We start from the raw sequence: 21001 nt of genomic DNA on the forward strand, positions 1-21001 counted from the left end.
CCGGCCCCTCTCCCCCGCCGGCATTCCCGCGAGGACGGGAATGACGGAGAGAAGGCGCCGCGGCTCTACGCCTTCTTCGCGGCCGTTTTCTTCGCGGCCGGCTTCTTCGCCGCGGCCTTGGCCGGCGCCTTCTTGGCTGCGGCCTTCTTCGCCGGCTTCTTCGCCTTGGGTGCCGCCGCCGCGCGTGCGTCGATCAGGCTTGCCGCTTCCTCCAGCGTCAGCTGGTCCGGCGTGACCGACTTGGGCAGGGTCGCGTTGGTCTCGCCATCCGTGACGTAGGGGCCGTAGCGGCCCTCCATCAGCTTCAGCGGCGCCTCGGTCCGCGGGTGATTACCAAGCTCTTTCAGCGGCGCGCGCGCAGCACCCCGCGCCGGCCGCCCGCCGCCCGCCGCCGCATCCGCCAGCTTGGCGACCGCAGCGTTCATCCCCGTCTCGAAGACCTCGGCGGTCGATTGCAGCCGGGCGTATTTGCCCGAATGCGCCAGATAGGGGCCGTAGCGCCCGATCGAGGCGGTGATCGCCTCGCCCGTCTCGGGATGGTTGCCGATGGTGCGCGGCAGGCTGAGCAGCTTCAGCGCCCATTCCAGGTCGAGATCGACGTCCTTCGGGATCGAGGCGCGCTTCGCCTCCTTGCCCTCACCCAGCTGGATATAGGGGCCGAACCGCCCGGACTTGCGCTCGACCGGCAGGCCCGTCTCCGGATCCTTGCCCAGCGTTTCCGGCCCGCTGTCCTCACCGGCCTCGCCCCCTTGCGCGAAGCGACGGGTGTACTTGCACTCGGGATAGTTCGAGCAGGCGATGAACGCCCCGAACCGGCCGCCGCGGAGCGACAGCTGCCCCGCACCGCAATTGGGGCAGAGCCGCGGATCGCCGCCATCGGCGCGCTGCGGGAAGAGATAGGGGGCGAGAAACTGGTCCAGTTCGGCGGTGATCGCCGAGGGCTGCTGCTCCATCACCTCGGCAGTGCGTGGCTTGAAATCGCGCCAGAACGCCTCGAGCACCGCCTGCCACTCGGCGCGGCCGCCGGACACGTCGTCCAGCTCCTCTTCCAGTCCCGCGGTATAGTCGTAGCCGACATAGCGCTCAAAGAACCGCTCAAGGAACGCCGTCACCAGCCGCCCGCTCTCCTCGGCGAAGAAGCGGTTCTTCTCGACGCGGACATAGGCCCTGTCCTTCAGCGTCTTGATGATCGAGGCATAGGTCGAGGGGCGGCCGATGCCGAGTTCCTCCATCCGCTTGACCAGCGACGCTTCGGAGAAGCGCGGCGGCGGCTGGGTGAAATGCTGCTCGGCCTCGACACCCTTCTTCGCGGGCGCATCGCCCTCGCGCAGGCGGGGCAGGCGCTTGGCGTCCTCATCCTGGCTGTCGTCCTGCCCCTCCTCGTAGAGCGCGAGATAGCCGGGGAAGAGCACGACCTGCCCGGTTGCACGCAGCACGTGGCGGCCGGTCCCCTCGGCCAGTTCCACCGTTGTCCGCTCCATCCGCGCCGACGCCATCTGGCTGGCGAGCGCGCGCTTCCAGATCAGCTCGTACAGGCGCGCATGGTCACCACCGCCGTAGCGGTCATTGCCGAAATCGGTCGGGCGGATCGCCTCGTGCGCCTCCTGCGCGTTCTTCGCCTTGGTCTGGTACTGGCGCGGGCTGTCCGGCACATAGCCGCCGTCGTAGCGGTCGGCGATCGCCTTGCGCGCGGCACTGATGGCGCTGCCGTCCATCTGGACGCCGTCGGTCCGCATATAGGTGATCGCGCCGTCCTCGTAGAGGCCCTGCGCGATCCGCATCGTGTGGTCGGCCGAGAAGCCGAGCTTGCGCGCGGCCTCCTGCTGGAGGGTCGAGGTGGTGAAGGGCGGCGGTGGGTTGCGCGTCGCCGGCTTGGTCTCGACCGACTGAACTGCGAAGCGACCCGCCTCGACGTCCGCCTTGGCCGCCAGTGCGTCGCCCTCGCCGCCGATCGACAGGCGGTCGAGCTTCCTGCCCTGCCACGTCACCAACCGCGCGATGAACGGCGTCCCGTCATGCTCGAGCGTCGCGGTGACCGACCAATATTCCTGTGCCTTGAACGCCTCGATCTCGCGCTCGCGGCTGACGATCAGGCGCAGCGCGACCGACTGGACGCGCCCCGCCGACTTGGCGCCGGGCAGCTTGCGCCACAGCACCGGCGACAGGGTGAAGCCGACCAGATAGTCGAGCGCGCGCCGCGCCCGGTACGCGTCGATCAGGTCGGTATCCAGCTCGCGCGGCGCCTTCATCGCGGCCAGGATCGCCGGCTTGGTGATCGCGTTGAACGTCACCCGCTGCACGTCCTTGGGCAGCGCGCGGCGTCCGCGCAGCACCTCCTGCACATGCCAGCTGATCGCCTCCCCCTCGCGATCCGGGTCGGTCGCCAGGATCAGGCGGTCGGCGGTCTTCGACAGGTCGGCGATCGCCTTCAACTGCTTGGCCTTGTCGGCGTAGTTCTCCCACTCCATCGCGAACCCCTCGTCGGGGTTCACCGACCCGTCCTTGGGCGGCAGGTCGCGGACATGGCCATAGCTGGCGAGGACGCGGTAGTCCGAACCGAGATATTTTTCGATGGTCTTCGCCTTGGCGGGCGATTCGACGATGACGAGCTGCATGGGGGCCTGATACTGTCCTTACGTGTACGCGCGAGGGTGGAGCGGGGCGGCGAACCGCGTCAAGCGGGCAGGTGTCGTGCCATTTTCGCTTCGAGCAGGCGGATCAGCCCCGGCTCCATGAACTCATAGTCGTCGGGGATGTCGAGGCAGATGATCCGCTTGCCGTTCAGCGCATGGCGGAATTGGCGCTGGATGCGGTTGCGATGCGCCTTCTCCATCACGACGATCAGGTCGGCCCAGTCGATCTGCTCGGCCGACAGCGGGTTCTCGGCATCGTGATTGGTGCCCGCCGACGACACCTCGACCCCGGGATGGTTCGCGAAGACCTGCTCGGCGGTCGGGCTGCGCAGCCGGTTCTGGCTGCACACGAACAGGATACGCTTCACGCCAGGCTGACCCGTCCGCCCGCATGGCGCACCAGTCGCCCGGCGAGTTCCAGTTCCAGCAGGACCATCTGCACCGCCGCCGGCGCCGCGCCCGACTGGCGGATCAGTTCGTCGACCGGCACCGGCACGGGGCCGAGCAGCGCGCCGACCCGGTCGCGCGTGGCATCGTCGGCATCCTGCGGCGGTGGCGCGGCGTAGCCGCTGGCGGGCGCACGCACCGCACGCGGGTCGATCGGGCGGATCAGCTCCATCACGTCGGCGGCGTTCTGGACCAGGGTGGCGCCCTCGCGGATCAGCAGGTTGCAGCCTTGCGCGCGCGGATCGACCGGGCTGCCGGGCACCGCCATCACCTCGCGCCCCGCCTCCGCCGCCAGCCGCGCGGTGATGAGCGACCCGGATTTCGGCGCCGCCTCGACCACCACCGTGCCGCTCGCCAGCCCGGCGATGATGCGGTTGCGGAATGGGAAGTGGCGCGCACGCGGCTCGGTGCCGGGCGGTTGCTCGGCCAGCAGGAGACCGCGTATCGCGACCTCTTCCTGCAGGCCGGCATTCTCGGGCGGGAAGACCACGTCGATGCCGCTGGCGATCACGCCGATCGTGCCGCCACCCAGCGCGCCCTGATGGGAGGCGGTGTCGATGCCGCGCGCCAGTCCGGACACCACGGTCGTTCCCTCCGCCGCCAGCTCCGCCCCCAGTTGCCGTGCGAACCGGCATGCCGCCGCCGAAGCATTGCGCGCACCGACGATGGCGACGCACGGCCGCGCCGCCAGCGTCAGGTCGCCACGCCACACCAGCACCGGCGGCGCATTGTCGAGCTGTGCGAGGAGCGGCGGATAGTCGGGATCGCCCAGGAACAGATATTGCGCGCCGAGCCGCGCCACCCGTTCCCGCTCGCGATTCACTTCGGCGAGCGGCGGCGGCACCGGCGGCGCGCCACCGCCGCGGCGGGCGAGCCCCGGCAGCGCGTCGAGCGCGGCGGCGGCGCTGCCGAAGCGCGCGGTCAGCTGGCGATAGGCGACCGGACCGATCGTCGGCGTCCGGATCAGGCGCAGGCGCGCGCCGGTTTCGTCGTTCACGCGCGCGCGTCTACGCTTCGTCGGCCCGGGAGCGTCCGACCCGCGGCTCGGTGCCGGCGAGCAGCCGCTCGATATTGTCGCCATGTTTCCACACGACGATCAGCGCAAAGGCGAGCAGCACCAGCACCAGGTCGAAGCGGCCGAACAGCGCCGCCGATACCGGCGCGCTGACCGCCGCCGCCATCCCCGCGACCGCCGAGATGCGCAGCACCGCCAGCAGCCCCAGCCATACTGCCGCATAGACCAGCCCCGACGGCCAGTGCAGCGCCAGCACCACGCCCATCAGCGTCGCCACGCCCTTGCCACCGCGAAAGCGCAGCCAGACCGGATAGCAATGGCCGATAAACGCGCCGACCGCCGCCAGCACGCCCTCGCCTGGGAACAGCGCCTGGACCAGCAGCACCGCCGCCGATCCCTTCAGCAGGTCGAGCAGCAGCGTCGCCGCCGCCAGTCCCTTGCGCCCGGTGCGCAGCACGTTGGTGGCGCCGATATTGCCCGAGCCGATCTGGCGAAGGTCGCCGGCCCCGCCAAGTCGCGTCAGGATGATGCCAAACGGGATCGACCCCAGCACATAGCCGATCACGATCGCAAGCGTCGGGGCCACCCAGAGTATTTCGGTGTGCAACACGTCCCCCTTCCGTTCCATCATACCAAAGGCGAACGGTGTGTCCACCGACCAAGCCCAGCTGGCTCCAATGTCGAGCAGGCGCCGTCCTGGCATGATGGAGGGGCTTCGCAGCACGGCCGGCACCGCGCTATGGCCCTCCTCATGCCCGATCACCGCCCGATCCTCTTCTTCGACTCCGGCGTCGGCGGGCTATCCGTCGTCGCGCCCACACTGGCGCTGATCCCCGATGCGCCGGTCGTCTACGCCGCCGACTCCGCCGGCTTCCCCTATGGCACCCGGACCGAGGCGGAGATCGCCGCGCGGGTGCCGGCGCTGCTCGGCCGGCTGGTTGAGCGCTATCGCCCGCGGCTGGTGGTGATCGCCTGCAACACCGCTTCGACCATCGCATTGCCGGCGGTGCGTGCCGCGCTCGACCTGCCTGTCGTCGGCACGGTGCCCGCGATCAAGCCGGCCGCCGCGATGAGCGCGACCCGCGTCATCGGTGTGCTCGGCACCGAGGCGACGGTGCGCCAGCCCTATGTCGACGATCTCGCTACGCGGTTCGCGGGCGACTGCATCGTCCTGCGTCACGGATCGGCGGCGCTGGTCGAGATGGCGGAGGAGACGCTAGCCGGCGTTCCGCCATCGCTCGACCGGATCGGCACCGAGCTGGCCGGCCTGTTCAGCCAGCCGCAGGGCGAGCGGATCGACGTGATCGTGAACGCCTGCACCCACTTTCCGCTGCTGGAGGGCGACATGGCGGCGGTGGCGCCGACGGGCGTCCGCTTCGTCGATGGCGGCCCGGGCATCGCGCGCCGTATCGCGTCGCTGACACAGGGGCAGGACTGGCCCGCGACATCACCGCCGGGCCGCCTCGTCTTCACGCGCCTGGGCGAACGCGAGCGGCAGATCGCCGCCGGGCTGGCGAGGCGTGGCTTTCCGGTCGCAGAGGCACTGTAGTCGCGGCGATATAGGACAATATGTCCAAGCTGCCGATCACCGTTATCGGTGGATCGCGCTGGTAAACGAGGACCGGTGCCGCTAAGTGCCGGCTCATGACCGTTGACGGCACCGATCAGCCGCGCGTGGATTATTCGCGCGTCTTCACCCAGGCGATCGATCGCCTGCATGCCGAGGGCCGCTACCGGGTCTTCATCGATATCCTGCGCAACAAGGGTGCGTTCCCCAATGCGCGCTGCTTCGCCGGGCATAACGGGCCGAAGCCGATCACCGTCTGGTGCTCCAACGACTATCTCGCCATGGGCCAGCACCCCAAGGTGATCGCGGCGATGGAAGAGGCGCTGCACGACGTCGGCGCCGGATCGGGCGGAACCCGCAATATTGGTGGCAACACCCACTATCACGTCGACCTTGAGGGCGAGCTCGCCGACCTGCACGGCAAGGAGGCGGCGCTGCTGTTCACCAGCGGCTATGTCTCCAACGAGGCGACGCTGGCGACCATGGCGAAGATCCTGCCGGGCTGCGTGATCTTCTCCGACGAACTCAACCACGCCTCGATGATCGCGGGCATCCGCAACGCCGGGTGCGAGAAGCGCATCTTTCGCCACAACGACCTGGCCCATCTGGAAGAGCTGCTCGCCGCCGAGGATCCCGGCGTGCCCAAGCTGATCGCGTTCGAGAGCGTCTACTCGATGGAGGGCGATGTCGCGCCGATCGGGGCGATCTGCGACCTGGCCGACCGATACAACGCGCTGACCTATCTCGACGAGGTCCACGCGGTCGGCATGTACGGCGCCCGCGGTGGCGGCATTTCGGAGCGGGACGAGGTCGCGCATCGGCTGACGATCATCGAGGGGACGCTGGGCAAGGCGTTCGGAGTGATGGGTGGCTATATCGCCGCCGACCGGATGATCGTCGACGTGATCCGCAGCTACGCGCCGGGGTTCATCTTCACCACCAGCCTGTCGCCGGTACTGGTCGCCGGGGTGCTGGCGAGCGTGCGCCACCTGAAGGCGTCGTCGGTCGAGCGTGAGGGGCAGCAGGCCTCCGCCGCGCGTTTGAAGGCGATGCTGGCGGATGCCGGCCTGCCGGTGATGCTGGGCGAGACGCACATCGTGCCGGTGATGGTCGGCGACCCTGTAAAGGCCAAGAAGATCAGCGACATCCTGCTCGCCGAGTACGGGGTGTACGTCCAGCCGATCAACTATCCCACCGTCCCCCGCGGCACGGAGCGGCTGCGCTTCACTCCTGGCCCCGCGCACGACGAGGCGATGATGCGCGAGCTGACCGAGGCGCTCGTCGAGATCTGGGGCCGGCTGGAGCTGAAGAAGGCGGCCTAGAGCATTACCGTATCAGGTGGGATCATCGGCACGGAGGTGATTTCGACATCGTGCAAGGCGTGAGGAGGGAGCGATGCCGCAGCATCGTGACCGACGAACTACGCAGCACGACGTCGAAAGCGCCCCGCCGCGCAGCGGTCGCCCGCAGGGCGATGACGGTGGTTCAACCTGATGCGGTAATGCTCTAGCCGCTCACGTTCAGTCTTATCAGAATGCCGGCGACGATGGTCAGCCCGCCCAGCCCCGACGACAGTGGAACGCGCAGCGCCATCCATCCGGCCGGCACCTCGCTCGTCGAGACGAGGTGACGGTCGACCACCAGGGTCAGCAGGATCGCGCTGCCAAGGACCATCGCCGGCCACGCCTGAGGCAGGTGCGGCAGCGTCCATGAGGCGGCGATCAGCATCGCGAACGCGACCAGCGACGGCACGACGGCCACAGTGACCAGACGCCCCTGCCCTTCCGTGCGGCGCATCGCGAAACCCCACCAGATCCCGCCCAGAAAGCTGAGGATCAACGCGCCATAGATCATCGCCAGCCAGTAACCGGCAAGCGCGAGGATGCCCCCCATGTCCCCAGCGGACCGCGATCCCAGAACCATCAGCAGCACCGCCGCGATCTGCGGCAGCAGGCCCGCAAACCCCAGCGCCTTCGCGACTCCACCGACGCGTGCCATCAGTCGATCACGATCGTGGCGTCGGTGCCCGGAACGGGGATCGGCTCGCCGAAGCGCGCACTGGCATTGCCGGTATATTCGCCCGCTACGGGGTCGGAGAAGATGTGCACCGTGGCACGCTCCCCATCGATCACCCAGTAGTGCGAGATGCCTGCACGGGCGTAGGCGAGCCGCTTGATGCCCAGATCGCGCTGGCTGGTCGTCTCCGCCACTTCGATCGCCAGAGCCAATTCCACCGGTTCGAGCAAGCGCTGCTCGACGATCGGCGCACGCAACACGGCGACGTCGCAGCTCAATACGGTGTCGTCTCCCAGATCGAGCCCGACCTCACCCCGGATCAGGTCTTCTGGAACGATCCTCGCCAGGCGGATGACGATCTTGGCCTGCCGGGCCGCGTGCCGATTGTGCGGCGGATTCATCCGCTCCAGCTCTCCATGGACCAGTTCCACCTTCATATCGGCAAACGCACCCGCCTCCCCCATCCGGACGAACTCGGCGGTAGAGAAGCGGGCGCGGAACGACGAGTCCAGCGGAGTCGCCGAGATCGCAGCGGGACGGTTCATGCCGTCGCACTAACAGCAAAACCCGCCACCGTCACACCGCCGCCAGCGCGCCGGTGGCGATAACGGGGCCGGTCGGCTTGCCGGTCGGGGAGCCGCCGGGCGGCTCGACCGAGATGGCGAGCGTCGCGCCCGCAGCGATCCTCACGCGGTCCGCCTGCGGCAGGGCGAGCAGCGTCGCGTCGCGTGCCAGCAGACCGAGCGCATGCGGCACGCCGTCGCCGCCGATCACCCAGAGCTGCGCGGCGCGACCGGCCGGCACCTTGGGTGCAGCGGTAACGCGCAGACTGCCGTCGCCGGGATCGAACGACGCCGCGACCGCCGCTCCCTCGCCACCGATCGCCGCGACCAGCGTCGGCTGCGCCGCCTCGGGCGCAGGTGCCTCGATCGGGGGCGATCCCGGGGGTGGCCCGCCGCCGGGGCGCAGCGCTACGATGACCAGCAGGCACGCCGCCAGCGCGCTGCTCGCGATCGCCAGTAGCGGCCAGGGGAAGCGGCGCACACGCGGCATCGCCACCCCGCCCAGGCTGGCGTCGATCCGGTCGATCAGCTCGGCCGGCGGCTCCACCTCGGGCCAAAGGTCGAACAGCTGTGCCAGCCACTGGCGCCAGCGCTCGACCTCGGCCGCGAAGCCGGGGTCGGCGAGTACGCGGCGCAGCGCAGCGGCACGCTCCTCACCCTCGATCAGGCCCAGCGCCAGCTCGGCGGCGGCCATGTCCGTGTCCTCGTCAATCGCCACGGTCGAGACACTCCTTCAATCGCGCCAGCCCGCGCCGGATCCAGCTCTTCGCCGTGCCCAGCGGCACATGTCGCCGCTCGGCGATCTCGGCATAGGTCACCCCGTCGAAGAAGGCGGTGCGGATCGCCTCGCGCTGGCGGTCCTCCAGCTCGCGCAGGCAGTCGTGCAGGCTGTGGCGCTCGCCCGCCTCGACCAGCAGCGCCTCGGCGTCGGGCTCGGGGTCGGGCAGGTCGGGTGCCTCTTCCAGCCGGGCGGTGCGGCGGACGCCGTGCGCGCGGCGCCAGTCGATCGCCTTGTTGCGCGCGATCGTCGCCAGCCAGCTGATCGGGCTCGCACGGCCGGGTTCCCAGCCCCCTGCCCGCTTCCAGATGACGAGATACACGTCGTGCAACACATCCTCCGCCGCCGATCGATCGCCGCAGATACGCAGCACGATCCCGAATAGCTTCGCTGAGGTCAGGCGATAGAGTTCGTGAAACGCGACGCGGTCCTCGCTGCCGGTCGCGACCAGCGTGGCGGCCAGATGCGCGCGGGCATCGTCGGTCGAGGTCCGGCGCATCATTCCTCCAGCCGTTTGGCGACGACGCCGTCGTGCATGACGAAGTCCACCCGCTCCAGCCGGCGGACATCGTCGAGCGGCGATCCGGTGACCGCGATCAGGTCCGCCGCCCGGCCGGGCGCCAGCGTGCCGATCCGGTCGGATTCACCCAGCAGATCGGCCGCGGCGACCGTTGCGGTGCGGATCGCCTGCATGGGGGTCATGCCGATCTTGTCGACCAGCAGCGCGAACTCCTGCGCGTTGATGCCGTGCCTGGACACGCCTGAATCGGTGCCGAAGGCGAACTTCACGCCCGCCTTCAGCGCCCGGCGATGGCTGTCGACCATCGCCGCCGCCGCGGCTTCCGCCTTGGGGATGGTCGCCGGCGGCAGAACGCCGGCGCGCGCCTGCGCAAGTGCCGCGACCGGTGCCAGCTCGGTCGGGACCAGATAGGCCCCGGTCTTCTTCAGCAGGGCGATCGCCTCGTCGTCGAGGAAGCTGCCATGCTCGATCGAATCGACGCCCGCCTGCAACGCCGCCTTGGTCCCGTCGGCGGCGTGGCTGTGCGCGGCGACCTTGCGGCCCAGGCCGTGCGCCGTCTCGACGATCGCGCGCATCTCCTCGGGCGTGAAGGCGCGGCCCAGGCCGCCGGCGACGTTCGACAGCACGCCGCCGGTCGCGGTGATCTTCACCACCTCCGCGCCCAACCCGATCTGACGCCGCGTCGCACGGCGGCAATCGTCGGCGCCGTCGCAGGTATTCTCGACCGTGCCCGCAACCGCATGGGCGAACGGCTCGGCCAGCCCGTTCAGCGGGTCGCCATGCCCGCCGGTAACCGAGATCGGCATGCCGGCATTGACGATCGTCGGCCCCTCGACATCGCCGCGCGCGATCGCGTCGCGCAGGGCGCGGATGCCGCGCGCGTCGCCGCCCAGATCGCGAACCGTGGTGAAGCCGGCCATCAGCGTGGCGCGCGCATTGCCGGCGCCGTAGAGCAGGTCGTCGGCGGCCTCGGTATTCAGCGCCGTCATCCGCGCCCGCGCCGGATCGCCACCGATGCCGAGCAGGTGGACATGCATGTCGACCAGCCCGGGCAGCACGAAGCGGTCGCGCAGGTCGATCAGCTTCGCGCCGGCGGGCGGCGGCACGAAGCCGTCGCGGATCTCGACGACCTTGCCGCCCTGCACCACCACCGTACTGTGGCCGCGCGGCCGCTCTCCGGGACGATCGAGCAATGTGCCGGCGTGGATGTAGGTGATCGAAGCGGGCGGCGCAGTGGGAGCCGGCTGGGCGATGGCGGTCCCCGCCATCATCATCGCAGCCAGCGTGCCCGACATCGTCTTCATCGCGGTTCCTCCCCTGTCCGGCAGAACCTTGCCCGCCCGCGCCGTCCGGTCAATGGCTCACGCGTTGCGCTTCACGCTCTCGGCCATTCGCGCCAGCTGTTCGGGGGTTGCCTCTGCCTGATGGAGCGCCTTCCACTCGGCATAAGGCATGCCGTAGATCGCGGTGCGCGCCGTCTCGCGGTCCAGACCGCCCGCCTCGCCGACCCAGTCGGACAGGCAGTTGCGACAGAAACCGGCCAGCCCCATCAGGTCGACATTCTGCGCGTCAGTCCGATGCCGCAAGTGGCGCACCAGCCGGCGAAAAGCGGCCGCTGCTGCGGCGTCGTCCAGGCGGTCCAGCTCATCCATTCGTATTCTCCGAGGTTGATCGACGGCAGATAGTGGGTAGGACGGCCGCTCGCACCCCAGGGAAGCACAATCGATGACCCAGGCTTTCGCCCCCCGATCGCGCAAGGTGCGCGTCCTCGCGACGCTCGGCCCCGCCAGCAACTCGCCCGAGATGATCGCGACCTTGTTCCAGGCCGGCGCCGACGCGTTCCGGATCAACATGAGCCATGGCGACCAGCAGTCTAAGGTCGCGGTGATCCAGGCGATCCGCGCGATGGAGACGCGGTTCCGCCGCCCGACGACGATCCTCGCGGATCTTCAGGGTCCCAAGCTGCGCGTCGGGAAATTCGCCGATGGCAAGGTCGAGCTGGTGACCGGTTCGACCTTCATCCTCGATCGCGACCCGACGCCGGGCGACGCGACCCGCGTCGAGCTGCCCCACCGCGAGATCTTCGCCGCGATCGAGCCGGGCGCCCGCCTGCTGCTGGACGACGGCAAGCTGGTGCTGCGCGTCACCGACCACGATCTCGACCGGATCGTCGCGACGGTCGAGGTCGGCGGCATGCTGTCGAACAACAAGGGGCTGAACGTCCCTGACGTGGTCGTGCCGATGGCGGCGCTGACCGAGAAGGATCGGTCCGACCTGGCCTTCGCGGTCGAGCAGGGGGTCGACTGGATCGCGCTGTCGTTCGTCCAGCGGCCCGAGGATCTGATGGAGGCACGCGGCCTCATCAAGGGGCAGGCCGCGCTCCTTGCCAAGATCGAGAAGCCGGCCGCGATCGAGCGGCTGGAGGAGATCGTCGAGCAGTGCGACGGCGTGATGGTCGCGCGCGGCGACCTGGGTGTCGAGATGCCGCCCGAGCAGGTGCCGCCGCTCCAGAAGCGGATCGTCGAGGTGTCGCGGCGGATGGGCCGCCCGGTGGTGGTCGCCACCCAGATGCTCGAATCGATGATAAAGTCGCCTTCGCCGACCCGCGCCGAGGTGTCGGACGTGGCGACCGCGATCTACGATGGCGCCGACGCGATCATGCTGTCGGCCGAGAGCGCGGCGGGCGACTGGCCGGTCGAATCGGTGGCGATGATGAACGCCATCGGCAAGTCGGTCGAGAGCGATCCGGCCCATGGCGACCGCGTCCATTTCACCGTGATGAAGCCCGATCCCACGACCGCCGACGCACTGGCAGAGGCGGCGAAGGGGATCGCCCGGACGGTGTCGGCGGCGGCGATCATCTGCTTCACCTCGTCCGGCTCGACCGCGCGGCGCATCGCGCGCGAGCGGCCGTCGGTGCCGATCCTGGTACTGACTCCCAAGGCGGAGACGGCACGGCGGCTCGGCCTGCTATGGGGCACCCATGCGGTCCATACCCGCGACGTCGAATCGTTCGAGGAGATGGTCGCCAAGTCGAAGCGGATGGCGTTGCGCCACGGCATCGCCAAGGCGGGCGAGCAGGTGATCGTGATGGCCGGCGTCCCCTTCCGCACGCCGGGATCGACCAACGTGCTGCATGTGACGCGGATCACCGGCGACGAGCTTAAGAACTATATCGGCGAGGGCTGAGGCATCCAGGGCGTGGTCCACCGACACTGAAGCACCTCCCCGGCCTCCGCCGAGGAGGCACAGTGTTTGGTTCAAATCCGGGCGGATCACACGCTGAACTCCTCCCCTGCAAGGGGAGGGGGACCGCCGCGTAGCGGTGGTGGAGGGGTGTCACCGCTACCGAACGGCACGCGACCTTATGTACCGGCGACACCCCTCCGTCAGCCCTGCGGGCTGGCACCTTCCCGGCCAGGGGAGGAGCCAGAGCCGATCGACATTCAGCGTGGCGGGCCATGTTCCGTCATCCCTGCGGAGGCGGGGATCCAGAAACTCTGACGTCGCGACTCTACAAGCAGCCTCCGCGCGTCTGGATTCCCGCCTTCGCGGGGAATGACTGCGGGGCGTTTCCAAAGCCTGCGATGCCCAATGTCGATCGGTCGCACGGAGGCGTCAGTCCCCGCCCCACTCGCCCAGCAGCGCGGCCACGCGGGTCAGTCGCTCGCCGGCGTCGTCGATCCGCTCGGCGAGCAGCCAGCGTCCCTTCTTCTCGACCAGTCCGTCTGGCACCGCCGTCCCGGCGTGGCGCGGCGTGAACGCGATCGCCGCCGGCCCGGCATCGATCCGCACGATCCCCGCCCCCCATGCCAGCCGCCGCACGCGGGCGAGATCGAGCAGCACCGCCGCCTCTGCCGGGATGGCGCCGAAGCGGTCCTCGAGTTCCTCCTCGAACGCGTCGATCGCGGACTCGCGCTGTAGCCGCGCCAGCCGGCCATAGAGCGCCAGCCGCACCTCCAGTTCGGGTATCCACGCCTCCGGCAGGCGACCGGTGACGCCCAGCGACAGTTCCGGGGTCCAGCTGTCGACCGTCTCGCCCCGCGCCTGGCGCAGCGCCTGGGTCAGCAGATACTGGTACAGGTCGATGCCGATCAGCTTCATGTGACCGGCCTGCTCCTCGCCGATCAGGTCGCCGGCGCCGCGCAGGTCCAGGTCGCGCGCGCTGATCGCGAAACCGGCGCCCAGCCGGTCGAATGCCTGCAGCGTGCGCAGCCGCTTCAGCGTCGCCGGCGCGATTTCCGCATCGGCGACGGTGGTGAGCATCACCTGCCCGCGCCGGCCGCTGCGTCCCACCCGCCCGCGCAGCTGATGGAGCTGGGCCAGACCGAACCGGTCGGCATGGTGGACGATCATCGTGTTGGCGCGCGGCACGTCCAGCCCCGCCTCGATGATGTTGGTCGCCAGCAGCACGTCGCCCTCGCCCCCGGCGAAGGCGACCATCGCCTCGTCGATCTCGGCGGCCGGCATCTTGCCGTGCGCCTGCACCAGCGTCAGCTCCGGCACCAGCCGGCCGAGCTTGTCGGCAAGGGGCGCCATGTCCTCGATCCGCGGCACGACGACGAAGCTCTGCCCGCCATTGCCCTGCTCGCGGACCAGCGCGGCGCGCACCGCGGCATCGTCCCAGGGCTGCACCGCGGTGCGGATCGGCTGGCGCCGCGCGGGCGGGGTGGCGATGATCGAGATGTCCTGCAGTCCGACCAGCGCCGATTGCAGCGTACGCGGGATCGGCGTGGCGCTCAGCGTCAGGACATGGCCGGCGCCCAGCCCGGCCAGCTTCGCCTTGTCGGCCGCGCCGAAGCGCTGTTCCTCGTCGATCACGACCAGCGCCAGGTCGCGATAGCCGACGCCCTTGCCCGCGACCGCGCCGGTACCGACGACCACGCCGACCGACCCGTCCTTCAGCCCGGCGATCACCCGCTTGCGCTCGGCCGCCGAGGACAGGCGCGACAGGCCGGCGACCTCGATCCCCGTCCCTTCGAAGCGGCGGCGAAACGTATCGAGGTGCTGGCGGACGAGCACCGTCGTCGGCGCAGCGATCACCACCTGCCGCCCCGCCAGCGCGACCAGCGCCGCGGCACGCAGCGCCACCTCGGTCTTGCCATAGCCGACATCGCCGACGACCAGCCGGTCCATCGGCCGACCCGACGCCAGGTCGCCGCGCACCGCGGCGATGGCGCGGGCCTGATCGGCGGTTTCGGTGAAGGCGAATCCGCCCGCGAACCGCTCGTAACCGGCGGCATCAGGCACGATCGGGTCGGCGGTCCGCGCCTCGCGCTCCGCAGCGAGTGTGGCGAGCGTCCGTGCGCTTTCCGCCACCGCCTGGTCGATCGCACCGCGCCGCTTCTGCCAGCTGGCGCCATCGAGCGAATCGAGCGCCACCCCGTCACCGTCGGCGCCGTAGCGCCAGACGCGGTCGGCCTCCGCCACCGGCACCAGCCGCCGCGCACCCTTTGCATAGCCGAGCACCAGCGCATCGCCGCCGTCCTCGACCGGCTCGACCCCCTCGACCATGCCGATGCCGAAGTCCTCGTGCACCACCACGTCGCCGAGCGCGAGGTCGCCGACGCCGCCGAACATTGCGCCCGCCGCGGTGGCGTTGCCAGCATCATGTCCGGCGCGACCGCCGAGCAGGTCCGCGGCGGCGATCACGATCACGTCGCCGCGCGCGAAACCGCGATCGATCGCGGCGGTCAGCAGCAGGGCCGATCCGGGCTCGGCGGCCCGCACCGCCGACCAGTCGGCGGCCGGGGTCAGGTCGATCTTGCCCGCCTTGCCGAGTCGCGGCGCAAGGAACCGCAGGTCACGCGCACTGCCGGCGATCACCAGCACCGCGTCCTGCCGCCCGGCGACGAACCGTGCGAAGGCGCGCAGCGGCGCCCGCCGCTCGACAAAGCGCGGCGGCGGATCGCCGACTTCGCCCGGATCGATCCGCTTGCGATCGGCCAGCGCCTTGTCCCAATCATCGGCAGTGACCAGTCCGGCCGGCTTGCGCCTACGTGCGCCACGCTCACCGGCGATGGCGAGGAACCGGTCGCGCCGCGCCGCAACCTCGGGATCGATCGCCACCGCGGCATCGGGCAGGTGCGCGAGGATCGGCACGCCCTTCTCGACCGCCGGTTCGACAGCGCGGCCGAGTTCGACGCGATCAAGCGTGTCGGTGGTGCGCTGCGTAACGGGATCGTAGCGGCGAATCGCGATCGCGCGGCCGTCCTCCACCTCGATCCGCACCGGCGTCTCGTGATCGACCGGGAAGATGTCGATCACCTGTCCGCGTATCGCGATCTCGCCCGGCTCGTCGACACGGTCGTCGACCTGATAGCCGAGTTCGGCGGCAATGGCCGCGAACGCCTCCGCGTCCAGCGCCGCGCCGACGTCGATCGCCGGTGGCGCGGCATCGAAGGCGTCGGGCACGGGATAGCGCACCGCCGATGCCTCGGCCGTCGTCACCAGCACGACCCGCGCCCGGTTCCGGGCGTTCAGCGCCGCCCGCACCCGCCGCAGCGCCGCCACCCGCTGCCCGACATTGGCGGGCGAGGCCGGCGCGGCATCGCCCGGCAGCGCGTCGCCGGAGGGGAGGTTCGCGACCACCGCATCGGGGATCAGACCGCAGACCGCCTCCGCCACCAGCGCCGCCCGCTGCGCGTCGGCGGCGACGAAAACGACGTCCCCATCCGCCTCCGCCAGGGCTGCTGCGACAATGGCGGTGGGGACGGAAATGGGGTGCGACACGGCGGCTCCTGAAAAGGCCGGGTCTCAACCCCCGTCGGGCGGCGCGCGTTCCTTCGCGATCCGGTTGAAAAGATGGCGATCGCACCCCTTTACGACCGTTGCCGATCTGATCGGCGCATGGCATGCCGTGATGCCATGATGTTCTCGTCCCCGGCCGGCACCCAGAGTGCGCTGTCGATGCGCCTGTCGCACTATCTGCCCCTGACCGCGGCGGAGGCCGACGCACTGGAGGAGATGCAGGGCGAGCGGCGGCGGCTGATCGCGGGCGAGGTGCTGGTCGAGGCGGGCGGGCCGATCGACGCCCTGTTCGTGGTACAGCAGGGCTGGTTCCACTCCTCGACCCGGCCGGTGATCGGCGGGCGTCAGATCCTGCGCTTCCATTATCCCGGCGACCTGATCGGCACCTCGTCGATCGCGTGGTCGCGCGCCTCGGCCTCGCTCACCGCGGTCAGCGACGGCATCGTGACCGAGGTACCCAAGGCGAAGCTGGGCCGGCTGCTTGCCGAACATGGCCGGCTGGCAGGGCTGCTCTACGCGGTCGCGGCGGCGGAGAATGTCGCGCTCAGCGACCGCCTGACCTCGATCGGGCGAATGAACGCGATCCAGCGGCTGGCGACGCTGCTGCTCGACATCCTCGCCCGCCTGCGGGTCACGGCGGGCGGCGTGGTCGACAGTTTCGACCTGCCGCTGACCCAGACCGATCTGGGCGACGCACTGGGCCTGACCAAGGTGCATGTGAACCGCACGATGCGCGAGATGGAGATGCGCGGCATGATAAGCCGCAGCGGTCGCCGCATCCGCGTGCTGGACGAGGCAGGTCTGGTCGCCTTCACCGGCTTCGTCGACCGCCACGCCGAGATCGCGACGGACTGGCTGCCGGCGTGTGCTTAGGTAACATTCCTCCCCTAGCAGGGGAGGTGGCAGGCCGCAGGCCTGACGGAGGGGTGTCACCCTATCGATGGCGGGGACACCCCCCCACCACCGCTTCGCGGCGGTCCCCCTCCCCTTAGAGGGGAGGATCTGAAGGACTTACACCAGCCCCTCGAAAAACGCCCGCCAGTCCGCCGGCAGTTCCACCGGCCGCCGGCTCCCGCGGTCGACATGGACGTGGACGAAATGCCCCTCCGCCGCCGCCAGCGGCTCGTCGCCGCGGAACAGGCCGATCTCGTAGCGGACGCTGCTGCGCCCCAGCTTTCCCACGCGCAGGCCCGCCTGGACGACATCGGGAAAGGCAAGCGATGCGTGGTACCGGCATCCCGATTCGACCACCAGCCCGATGATCGCTCCCCCATCGATGTCGAGCAGCCCCGCCTCGATCAGCGTCCGGTTCACCGCAGTATCGAATAGCGAATAATGCACGACGTTGTTGAGGTGGCCGTAGATATCATTGTCCATCCACCGGGTCGGGATGGCAACGAAGCGGCGATAGGCGTCTCGGGTCGCGCGGTCTGGCATGACCGCCTTATAGACCGGCGACGCCGCAGGAGGAGAGGGTAGATGAGGATCACCGCCGCGGTACTGCGCACCATGGGCGCGCCCACGCCCTATGCCGACAGCCGCCCGCTCGGCATCGAGACGCTGGAGCTGGCGCCACCCGGTCCGGGCGAGGTGCTGGTCCGCATCGCCGCGGCGGGGCTCTGCCATTCCGACCTGTCGGTCATCGACGGCAACCGCCCCCGGCCGCTGCCGATGGCGCTGGGCCACGAGGCCGCCGGGGTGGTCGAGGCGCTTGGTCCGGGTGTCGATGACCTGGCGGTCGGCGACCATGTCGTCACCGTCTTCATGCCCAGCTGCGGCCACTGCCTGCCCTGTGCCGAGGGGCGGCCGGCGCTGTGCGAGCCCGGTGCCGTTGCCAACGGGCGCGGCGAGCTGCTGACCGGCGGCAGCCGGCTGACCGACGCGGACGGGCAGGTCGTCCACCACCATCTCGGCTGCTCCGCCTTTGCCAGCCACGCGGTGCTGTCGCGCCGATCGCTGGTCCGCGTCGACCGCGAACTGCCACTGGCGGAGGCGGCGCTGTTCGGCTGCGCGGTGCTGACCGGGGTGGGCGCGGTGCTGAATACCGGGGCGGTGCGCGCCGGCCAGACGGTGGCGGTGATCGGGTTGGGCGGGGTCGGGCTGTCGTCGCTGCTCGGCGCGGTGGCGGCGGGCGCGTCGCGGGTGATCGCGATCGACCTGTCGGCGGACAAGCTGGCGCTCGCCGCGACGCTCGGCGCCACCGACACGATCGATGCGCGCGACGCTGACGCGGTCGCGCGGGTGCGTACGCTGACCGGTGGCGGGGTCGATGCGGCGTTCGAGATGGCGGGATCGGCGCGCGCGCTGGAATCGGCGGTGGCGATCACCCGGCGCGGCGGCACTACGGTCACCGCCGGCCTGCCCGCCCCCACCGCCACCCTGCCGATGAACATCGTCCAGCTGGTGGCGGAGGAACGCACGCTGAAGGGCAGCTATATCGGCGGCTGCGTGCCGGTGCGCGACGTCGCCCGCTATGTCGCGCTCTATCGTGCCGGGCGGCTGCCGGTCGACCGGCTGGTCACCGGCACCCTGCCCCTGGCCGAGATCAACACCGGGTTCGACCGGCTGGCGCGGGGCGATGCGGTGCGTCAGCTGGTCACTATATAGGCCGTCCTTGATCGGTCATGAGGGACGTGTAATGTTCGAGCAACACACACTGGGGGGAGTGGAACACCGATGCTGCGTCTGCCGATCGTCCTTGCCGCCGCGCTGCTGGCGCAACCGCTGATGGCCGCCGAAACCGTGCCGCTGATCGAGCGGGCCAAGCTGTTCGGCAACCCGACCCGCACCGGTGGCCAGCTGTCGCCCGACGGCCGCTGGATCAGCTTCATCGCGCCCCGCGACGGCGTGCTGAACGTCTGGGTCGCGCCCGCCGCGACGCCCGATCAGGCCAAGCCGCTGACCGCCGAGAAGACGCGGCCGATCCGCCAGGCGTTCTGGGCACCCGATTCCCGGTCGATCCTGTTCATCAACGACAAGGGCGGCGACGAGAATTTCCTGCTCTACGGCGTCGACATCGCCACCGCGACGCAGAAGGCGCTGACCCCGTTCGAGAAGACCCGGGTCGAGATCGTCGGCACCAGCGAGACGATGAAGGACCGGATCCTCGTCGGCGTCAACAACCGCGATCCGCGCTGGCACGACGTGTACGAGCTGAACCTCGGCACAGGCGCGCTGACCAAGGTGATGGAGAATGACGGCTATGCCGGGTTCGTCGCCGACGATCAGCTGAAGCTGCGCCTGGCAGCCAAGGCGCGGCCCGACGGCGGCACCGATTACTACCGGATGACGGGCACGACCGTGGAGGCGAAGCCGGTCGTCCAGTTCGGGCTGGACGATTCGCTCACCACCTCGCCGCTCGGCTTCACCGTCGACGGCAAGACGCTCTACTGGATGGACTCGCGCGGCCGCGACACCGCGGCGCTGATGGCGCAGGACGTCGGCACCGGGCAGATGCGCGTCATCGGCCAGAGCGACAAGGCCGATGTCGGCGGCGGCCTGTTCAACCCGCGAACGGGCCAGGTCGAGGCCTATGCGGTCAATTACCTGAAGAACGAATATGTACCTGTCGGCGACGCGGTGAAGGCCGACCTCGCCTTCCTGAAGAGCCAGAACAAGGGCCAGTTCGTCGTCGGATCGCGCACCGACGCCGACGACAAATGGATCGTGTCGTTCGATCCCGTCACCGCCCCCGCCTCGACCTGGGTCTATGACCGCAAAGCCAAATCGCTGAAGCAGCTCTATGTCAGCCGGCCCGAGCTGGCGGGCGCGCCGCTGGTGCCGATGCAGCCGGTCGAGATCAAGGCGCGCGACGGGCTGACCCTGGTCAGCTACCTGACCAAGCCGGCGGGCGCGACCGGGCCGGTGCCGATGGTACTGTTCGTCCATGGCGGCCCCTGGGCGCGCGACGGCTATGGCTATAACAGCTACCACCAGTGGCTGGCGAACCGCGGCTATGCGGTGCTGAGCGTCAATTATCGCGGCTCGACCGGGTTCGGGAAGGGCTTCACCTCGGCGGGCGACCTGCAATGGGGCCGCAAGATGCACGACGACCTGCTCGACGCGGTCGACTGGGCGGTGAAGCAGGGCGTGACGGCCAGGGACAAGGTCGCGATCATGGGTGGCTCCTATGGCGGCTACGCGACGCTGGCGGGCCTCGCCTTCACCCCGGACACCTTCGCCTGCGGGGTCGACATTGTCGGCCCGTCGAACCTGATGACGCTTCTGAAGACGATCCCGCCTTATTGGGAGGCGGGAAAGCAGCAATTCTACAAGCGGATGGGCGACCCCACCACGACCGAGGGTCAGGCGCTGCTGAAGGAGCGCAGCCCGCTGTCGTTCGCCGACCGGATCAAGCGCCCGCTGCTGATCGGTCAGGGTGCCAACGATCCGCGCGTCAACGTCGCCGAGAGCGACCAGATCGTCACCGCGATGAAGGCGAAGAATATCCCCGTCACCTACATCGTCTTCCCGGACGAGGGCCACGGTTTCGCCCGCCCGGTCAACAACATCGCGTTCAATGCGGTGGCCGAGAACTTCCTCGCGCCCTGCCTGGGTGGCCGCGCAGAGCCGATCGGCACCGCGCTGCAGGGCTCGACCGCGGAGGTGCGCGAGGGCGCGGCCAACGTGCCGGGACTGGCCGCGAAATAACGGGCGCCCGCCGCCTCGGCCACTGTGCCCAGGCGGCGGAACGTTCAGTTTGGCGCAAGCCG

General features: G+C 70.0%; 18 protein-coding genes. 6 read left to right on the forward strand and 12 right to left on the reverse strand.

Going from position 1 to position 21001, the window contains the following annotated elements; genetic code table 11:
• Positions 1-65: 65 nt before the first annotated feature.
• Genes topA through plsY form a run of 4 tightly spaced genes read right to left on the reverse strand, consistent with a single transcriptional unit; the run spans position 66 to position 4723 of the window.
• Complete coding sequence (gene topA / locus Q5H91_RS08275; RefSeq protein ID WP_305172919.1) at positions 66-2615, reverse strand: type I DNA topoisomerase; 2550 nt, start codon at positions 2613-2615, stop codon at positions 66-68.
• 59 nt (positions 2616-2674) lie between these two features.
• Entirely contained in the window at positions 2675-3001 is a 327-nt protein-coding gene (locus tag Q5H91_RS08280; RefSeq protein ID WP_305172920.1) for a low molecular weight protein tyrosine phosphatase family protein, read from the reverse strand.
• Positions 2998-4077 (reverse strand): DNA-processing protein DprA, encoded by a 1080-nt coding sequence (gene dprA / locus Q5H91_RS08285; RefSeq protein WP_305172921.1) that lies wholly within the window; start codon positions 4075-4077, stop codon positions 2998-3000. The genes Q5H91_RS08280 and dprA overlap by 4 nt, the downstream gene beginning before the upstream one ends.
• Positions 4078-4087: 10 nt before the next feature.
• On the reverse strand, positions 4088-4723 hold the full coding sequence (gene plsY / locus Q5H91_RS08290; RefSeq protein WP_305173135.1) for a glycerol-3-phosphate 1-O-acyltransferase PlsY: 636 nt from the start codon (positions 4721-4723) through the stop codon (positions 4088-4090).
• Between the two features lie 123 nt (positions 4724-4846).
• Here plsY and murI point away from each other — a divergent pair, with 123 nt between their 5' ends.
• Positions 4847-5644: a glutamate racemase gene (gene murI / locus Q5H91_RS08295; protein WP_305172922.1), complete on the forward strand. Its 798-nt coding sequence runs from the start codon at positions 4847-4849 to the stop codon at positions 5642-5644.
• Between the two features lie 95 nt (positions 5645-5739).
• Positions 5740-6984, forward strand: a complete 1245-nt coding sequence (hemA, locus tag Q5H91_RS08300; protein ID WP_305172923.1) for a 5-aminolevulinate synthase — start codon at positions 5740-5742, stop codon at positions 6982-6984.
• A 184-nt stretch (positions 6985-7168) separates the two neighbouring features.
• Here the strand turns inward: hemA and Q5H91_RS08305 are convergent, their stop codons facing one another.
• The 6 genes from Q5H91_RS08305 to Q5H91_RS08330 are packed head-to-tail and all read right to left on the reverse strand — an operon-like array spanning position 7169 to position 11191.
• Positions 7169-7660 carry a DUF3429 domain-containing protein gene (locus Q5H91_RS08305; protein ID WP_305172924.1) on the reverse strand — a complete coding sequence of 164 codons (492 nt, stop codon included), beginning with the start codon at positions 7658-7660 and terminating at the stop codon, positions 7169-7171.
• The gene (locus tag Q5H91_RS08310; protein ID WP_305172925.1) at positions 7660-8223 is read right to left on the reverse strand and encodes a Uma2 family endonuclease; all 564 of its coding nucleotides are present in this window, start codon (positions 8221-8223) and stop codon (positions 7660-7662) included. Before Q5H91_RS08310 ends, Q5H91_RS08305 begins: the two co-directional genes overlap by 1 nt.
• A gap of 31 nt (positions 8224-8254) precedes the next feature.
• A complete protein-coding gene (locus Q5H91_RS08315; RefSeq protein WP_305172926.1) occupies positions 8255-8959 on the reverse strand; it encodes an anti-sigma factor in 705 nt (234 codons plus the stop codon).
• A complete protein-coding gene (locus Q5H91_RS08320) occupies positions 8949-9521 on the reverse strand; it encodes a sigma-70 family RNA polymerase sigma factor (protein ID WP_370655246.1) in 573 nt (190 codons plus the stop codon). The genes Q5H91_RS08315 and Q5H91_RS08320 overlap by 11 nt, the downstream gene beginning before the upstream one ends.
• Positions 9518-10843 carry a metal-dependent hydrolase family protein gene (locus Q5H91_RS08325; RefSeq protein WP_305172927.1) on the reverse strand — a complete coding sequence of 442 codons (1326 nt, stop codon included), beginning with the start codon at positions 10841-10843 and terminating at the stop codon, positions 9518-9520. Before Q5H91_RS08325 ends, Q5H91_RS08320 begins: the two co-directional genes overlap by 4 nt.
• Positions 10844-10900: 57 nt before the next feature.
• Positions 10901-11191 carry a DUF1244 domain-containing protein gene (locus Q5H91_RS08330; RefSeq protein WP_305172928.1) on the reverse strand — a complete coding sequence of 97 codons (291 nt, stop codon included), beginning with the start codon at positions 11189-11191 and terminating at the stop codon, positions 10901-10903.
• Between the two features lie 73 nt (positions 11192-11264).
• Between Q5H91_RS08330 and pyk the strand changes: the two genes are divergently transcribed.
• Positions 11265-12728 carry a pyruvate kinase gene (gene pyk / locus Q5H91_RS08335; RefSeq protein ID WP_305172929.1) on the forward strand — a complete coding sequence of 488 codons (1464 nt, stop codon included), beginning with the start codon at positions 11265-11267 and terminating at the stop codon, positions 12726-12728.
• A 429-nt stretch (positions 12729-13157) separates the two neighbouring features.
• Here pyk and Q5H91_RS08340 read toward each other — a convergent pair whose 3' ends face one another.
• Entirely contained in the window at positions 13158-16271 is a 3114-nt protein-coding gene (locus tag Q5H91_RS08340; RefSeq protein WP_305172930.1) for a helicase-related protein, read from the reverse strand.
• A 135-nt stretch (positions 16272-16406) separates the two neighbouring features.
• Here Q5H91_RS08340 and Q5H91_RS08345 point away from each other — a divergent pair, with 135 nt between their 5' ends.
• Positions 16407-17162 (forward strand): Crp/Fnr family transcriptional regulator, encoded by a 756-nt coding sequence (locus tag Q5H91_RS08345; protein ID WP_305172931.1) that lies wholly within the window; start codon positions 16407-16409, stop codon positions 17160-17162.
• Positions 17163-17300: 138 nt separating this feature from the next.
• Here Q5H91_RS08345 and Q5H91_RS08350 read toward each other — a convergent pair whose 3' ends face one another.
• On the reverse strand, positions 17301-17726 hold the full coding sequence (locus Q5H91_RS08350; protein WP_305172932.1) for an acyl-CoA thioesterase: 426 nt from the start codon (positions 17724-17726) through the stop codon (positions 17301-17303).
• 42 nt (positions 17727-17768) lie between these two features.
• Between Q5H91_RS08350 and Q5H91_RS08355 the strand changes: the two genes are divergently transcribed.
• Both Q5H91_RS08355 and Q5H91_RS08360 read left to right on the forward strand, forming a co-directional pair.
• Positions 17769-18896, forward strand: coding sequence for a zinc-dependent alcohol dehydrogenase family protein (locus Q5H91_RS08355; RefSeq protein ID WP_305172933.1), 1128 nt, complete (start codon positions 17769-17771; stop codon positions 18894-18896).
• A 69-nt stretch (positions 18897-18965) separates the two neighbouring features.
• Positions 18966-20939 carry a S9 family peptidase gene (locus tag Q5H91_RS08360; RefSeq protein ID WP_305172934.1) on the forward strand — a complete coding sequence of 658 codons (1974 nt, stop codon included), beginning with the start codon at positions 18966-18968 and terminating at the stop codon, positions 20937-20939.
• The last annotated feature ends 62 nt before the right edge of the window (positions 20940-21001 follow it).

The organism is Sphingomonas aurea (assembly GCF_030678875.1).
Classification (GTDB): domain Bacteria; phylum Pseudomonadota; class Alphaproteobacteria; order Sphingomonadales; family Sphingomonadaceae; genus Sphingomonas; species Sphingomonas aurea.

Coding starts and splice junctions, on each gene's coding strand:
- topA (WP_305172919.1), bottom strand. CDS start 2,615: ATGCAGCTCGTCATCGTCGAATCGCCCGCCAAGGCGAAGACCATCGAA.
- plsY (WP_305173135.1), bottom strand. CDS start 4,723: ATGGAACGGAAGGGGGACGTGTTGCACACCGAAATACTCTGGGTGGCC.
- murI (WP_305172922.1), top strand. CDS start 4,847: ATGCCCGATCACCGCCCGATCCTCTTCTTCGACTCCGGCGTCGGCGGG.
- hemA (WP_305172923.1), top strand. CDS start 5,740: ATGACCGTTGACGGCACCGATCAGCCGCGCGTGGATTATTCGCGCGTC.
- Q5H91_RS08305 (WP_305172924.1), bottom strand. CDS start 7,660: ATGGCACGCGTCGGTGGAGTCGCGAAGGCGCTGGGGTTTGCGGGCCTG.
- Q5H91_RS08310 (WP_305172925.1), bottom strand. CDS start 8,223: ATGAACCGTCCCGCTGCGATCTCGGCGACTCCGCTGGACTCGTCGTTC.
- Q5H91_RS08320 (WP_370655246.1), bottom strand. CDS start 9,521: ATGATGCGCCGGACCTCGACCGACGATGCCCGCGCGCATCTGGCCGCC.
- Q5H91_RS08325 (WP_305172927.1), bottom strand. CDS start 10,843: ATGAAGACGATGTCGGGCACGCTGGCTGCGATGATGATGGCGGGGACC.
- Q5H91_RS08330 (WP_305172928.1), bottom strand. CDS start 11,191: ATGGATGAGCTGGACCGCCTGGACGACGCCGCAGCAGCGGCCGCTTTT.
- pyk (WP_305172929.1), top strand. CDS start 11,265: ATGACCCAGGCTTTCGCCCCCCGATCGCGCAAGGTGCGCGTCCTCGCG.
- Q5H91_RS08345 (WP_305172931.1), top strand. CDS start 16,407: ATGATGTTCTCGTCCCCGGCCGGCACCCAGAGTGCGCTGTCGATGCGC.
- Q5H91_RS08350 (WP_305172932.1), bottom strand. CDS start 17,726: ATGCCAGACCGCGCGACCCGAGACGCCTATCGCCGCTTCGTTGCCATC.
- Q5H91_RS08355 (WP_305172933.1), top strand. CDS start 17,769: ATGAGGATCACCGCCGCGGTACTGCGCACCATGGGCGCGCCCACGCCC.
- Q5H91_RS08360 (WP_305172934.1), top strand. CDS start 18,966: ATGCTGCGTCTGCCGATCGTCCTTGCCGCCGCGCTGCTGGCGCAACCG.